Genomic DNA, 3,256 nt, shown 5'->3' on the forward strand with positions numbered 1-3,256 from the left:
CGAGGACGCGGTGCGGACCTTGCTGCGCAAGCTCGCGCGGCGCGGTGACGTGCACCAGGTCGTGCGCGACCTGTTCTATCACGCGGACGTCGTGCGCGAGCTGACGGAACTGGTCGCGCATCTCGCGCCTTCACGCGGCGGCGGGCTCGATGCCGCGACGTTCCGTGACGCGACGGGGCTCGGCCGCAAGCGCGCGATCCAGATTCTCGAGTTCTTCGATCGGGTTGGGTATACTCGCTTCCACCGCGATCTTCACTTCCTGCGGCCTGACAGCGGTTGGGCGGGTAATCAGGCGTAGGCGCTCGTTGTTCTTTTGGTTCTTTTCCCCACGGAAGGCATTCGTATCCGGTGGTACGGCCGGGCTTCAAACTCGGTTGGGGGTGTCAGACACTCCCGGGTAGGTTCGACTCCTGCTGCCTTCCGCCACGCCGGGCTTCCGCGGCGCTCCGTGATCTTCCTCTGAAAGTCCGCAAGCCCATGATTTTTCGTGGTTTTGTGGGTAACGGCATGCTTGCGACGTCCGGCCGCGTCCCCCACAATTTCCTCACGAAACATGGGTAGCGACATGGGTTTTGTGGGTAGGAAAGGAGGGCGGCATGGCAGGACGACAGTTGTATCGACTCAGCGCACTGCGGGTCGCGAAAGAGGTGACGCCGGGCCATTACTCGGATGGCGGTGGTCTGTATATGCAGATCGCGGACAGCGGTGCGCGCTCGTGGGTGTTTCGGTTCAAACTGAACGGCCGTGTGCGTGAGATGGGGCTTGGTCCGCTCTCGCGCGTTTCTCTGGGCGAGGCGCGGAAACTGGCCGTTGGATATCGTGACATGGTCAGAGATCTGATCGATCCCATCTTTGCCCGACGCGAGCAGCAGCGCAGACAGTTGCTCGACATATCGCCGGATGCAAACGTGACGTTTCGTGAAGCAACGGAAGCGTTTATCCGCGTGCACGAACCACAGTGGCGAAATCCCAAGCACGTCCAGCAATGGAGCAACACGCTCAAAACCTACGCGTATCCGGTGATCGGTGACGTCCGGGTGCGCGATATCGACACGGCGATGATCGTGCGGATCCTTCAGCCGATCTGGACAAAAAAGGCGGAGACGGCGCGGCGTGTGCGCGGCCGCATCAAGGCGATCCTCGACGCAGAGACGGTGTTGGGTCATCGCATTGGCAGCAATCCCGCACGGTACGCGGACCATCTGCAACTGGTGTTGCCGCGCTCGAAGAAGCGCTCACAAGTAAAGCATCATCCAGCCCTGCCTTGGGAAGACCTCCCGGCGTTTGTCCGTGAACTGGAGCTTCGTCCACGGCGCGCGGCGCGGGTGCTGCACCTGCTTATCCTCACGGCGACTCGTACGAACGAGGTACGTTTCGCACGGGTTGAGGAGTTTGATCTTGACAGTCGCGTCTGGACTATTCCGGGCGATCGAACGAAAAGCGGTCGATCACTGCGCGTGCCACTTTGCAAGCGAGCCGTCGAGATCGTACGCAATGCGCTACCGAAGGCGAAGTATGGATATTTGTTTCCCGGCTGCACGGAAGGGCGCCCATTGTCGAACATGGCGATGCTGTCCCTGCTGAAACGCATGTCTTATTGTGGGATCACTGTGCACGGTTTCCGGTCGACATTTCGTGACTGGGTCGCCGAATGTACCGACTATCCGGATTCTTTGGCGGAGGAAGCCTTGGCACACGTCATTACTTCGCAGACGATAGCGGCTTATCGGCGTCGCGATCAGCTTGAAAGACGACGGCTCATGATGGAAGACTGGGGCACGTACTGTTCACGTGGCCGCATGCTTGAGGAGTCAATGGCACCGGTTATGCCGCAAACGTTCGCAGCCTAAATCGACGCTGCTTCTGTTCTGGAAACGGTGCTGTGGGCCGGGTGGGTCCGCACGCGCCCGGTATCGCGAGTGCGAGGCTGTGTCACCGGTATGCCGCTTGATCCTGATGCAATACAGGCCGAATTCATCGACATCTGGCGGTATCGCTGCGATGCGTGAAATAGAGTCGCCGCGGAGACGAAAGGCATGGATTCCAAAGGGCCGCGGGATGTCTTCAACGTTGGGCAGCTAAGGCGGATCTGAATCGCTTGAGCCAGCACGGCTTGATACAGATTCAATGGGCCTGCAGCATGAAACTGCAAGCCCAGAGAGTGTCCGTAGGGCGACCGATCGCTACGGTGATCATTCGGCGATCAAGAAGCGATCACGTTTCTTACCCTTGATCCACGACGGTTCGCGGCCACGCCCGCTCCACGTCTTGCCCGTTTTCGGATCCTGATACTTCGGCGTCGCGGGTTGGCTGCCATTCGCGCTACGTGTGCGCTTACGGCCGAAGACCTGTTCCGGCGTGAGATCGTACTCTTGAATACGGGCGCGAACTTCTTCGAGCACGGTCTCTAGTTCGGCCTGCCTAGCTTCTTCCGCTTGCACGAGCAGTGCATCAGCCTTGGCTTTCAATTCTTGATAGGTGGCCATTCTTCACTCCACGTGGTTAAAAGAAACAGTATTGAAATGGTCGCTTCGAAGAGTCCAATTCGGCGCGACGCATCGGGTCTGCGACATGTCATTGTCGGCAGCGCAACTGGAATGATTGCGCGATTTTCTCATCGTTTGGACCAGGAGTCGACCATTTATCTTGATTTGCGCGTCGTTGCGCGCGACGAAGTACAGGAATCCTTCTGCATCTTTCCGTACCAGATCGCCTGACCAGACCGCACGATCTCGTGGCGCGCCGCCCGGTTTCAGTTCGGGCGAAGGTCGATAGCGCTGGGCTGTGCGCGTCGCGTCGTTCCAATAACCGAGCGTGACGCAGGCTCCGATATGGACCAGTTCTCCGATCTCGTCGGGTCCGCAAGGAGAGCCGTCATCGCGCACGACCAGAATCCGGGCATTAGGGACGGCTTTTCCGATTGAATCGGGGCGGTGGTCCACCTCTGCGGGATCGAGAAAAGTTGAACGAAATGCCTCGGTCAGGCCATACATCAAATAGGGTTTGGCCTGCGGAAACAATGCCCGGAGTTGCTGCAAGACGGGCGTCGGCAGCTTGCCGCCAGTGTTCGCGAAGTAGCGCAATGTCCGGTGTGCCGGCTCGGGCCAAGCCGCACGGACCAGTTGCATCCATAAGGGCGGCACGCCCGTGAATGCTGTAATACGTTCGCTCGCGCAGGCATCAATGACGTCTTGCGGTGCAAGATAGTTGATGAGCACGGCAGTAGCCCCAGCGGCCCAGGTGGAAGTGAGTTGAC

Annotated in this window: 3 protein-coding genes, 1 tRNA gene and 1 pseudogene; 3 read left to right on the forward strand and 2 right to left on the reverse strand. The window is 59.3% G+C overall.

Annotated features, from left to right (window positions below; translation table 11 throughout):
• The 3 genes from JYJ84_RS32230 to JYJ84_RS32240 all read left to right on the forward strand — a co-directional run.
• Positions 1-298: SelB C-terminal domain-containing protein (locus JYJ84_RS32230; protein WP_205189967.1), on the forward strand; the 298-nt coding region annotated here is incomplete at its 5' end.
• A 32-nt stretch (positions 299-330) separates the two neighbouring features.
• A tRNA-Sec gene (locus tag JYJ84_RS32235) sits at positions 331-426 on the forward strand.
• A gap of 170 nt (positions 427-596) precedes the next feature.
• Positions 597-1,850 carry a site-specific integrase gene (locus tag JYJ84_RS32240; protein ID WP_175222919.1) on the forward strand — a complete coding sequence of 418 codons (1,254 nt, stop codon included), beginning with the start codon at positions 597-599 and terminating at the stop codon, positions 1,848-1,850.
• 342 nt (positions 1,851-2,192) lie between these two features.
• Here the strand turns inward: JYJ84_RS32240 and JYJ84_RS32245 are convergent, their stop codons facing one another.
• A complete protein-coding gene (locus JYJ84_RS32245; RefSeq protein ID WP_175004314.1) occupies positions 2,193-2,486 on the reverse strand; it encodes an H-NS family nucleoid-associated regulatory protein in 294 nt (97 codons plus the stop codon).
• Between the two features lie 150 nt (positions 2,487-2,636).
• Positions 2,637-3,256, reverse strand: a pseudogene (locus JYJ84_RS32250) (AMP-binding protein); the annotation flags it as partial.

It is taken from the genome of Burkholderia sp. LMG 13014 (assembly GCF_905232215.1).
In the GTDB taxonomy this organism is placed as follows: Bacteria; Pseudomonadota; Gammaproteobacteria; order Burkholderiales; family Burkholderiaceae; genus Burkholderia.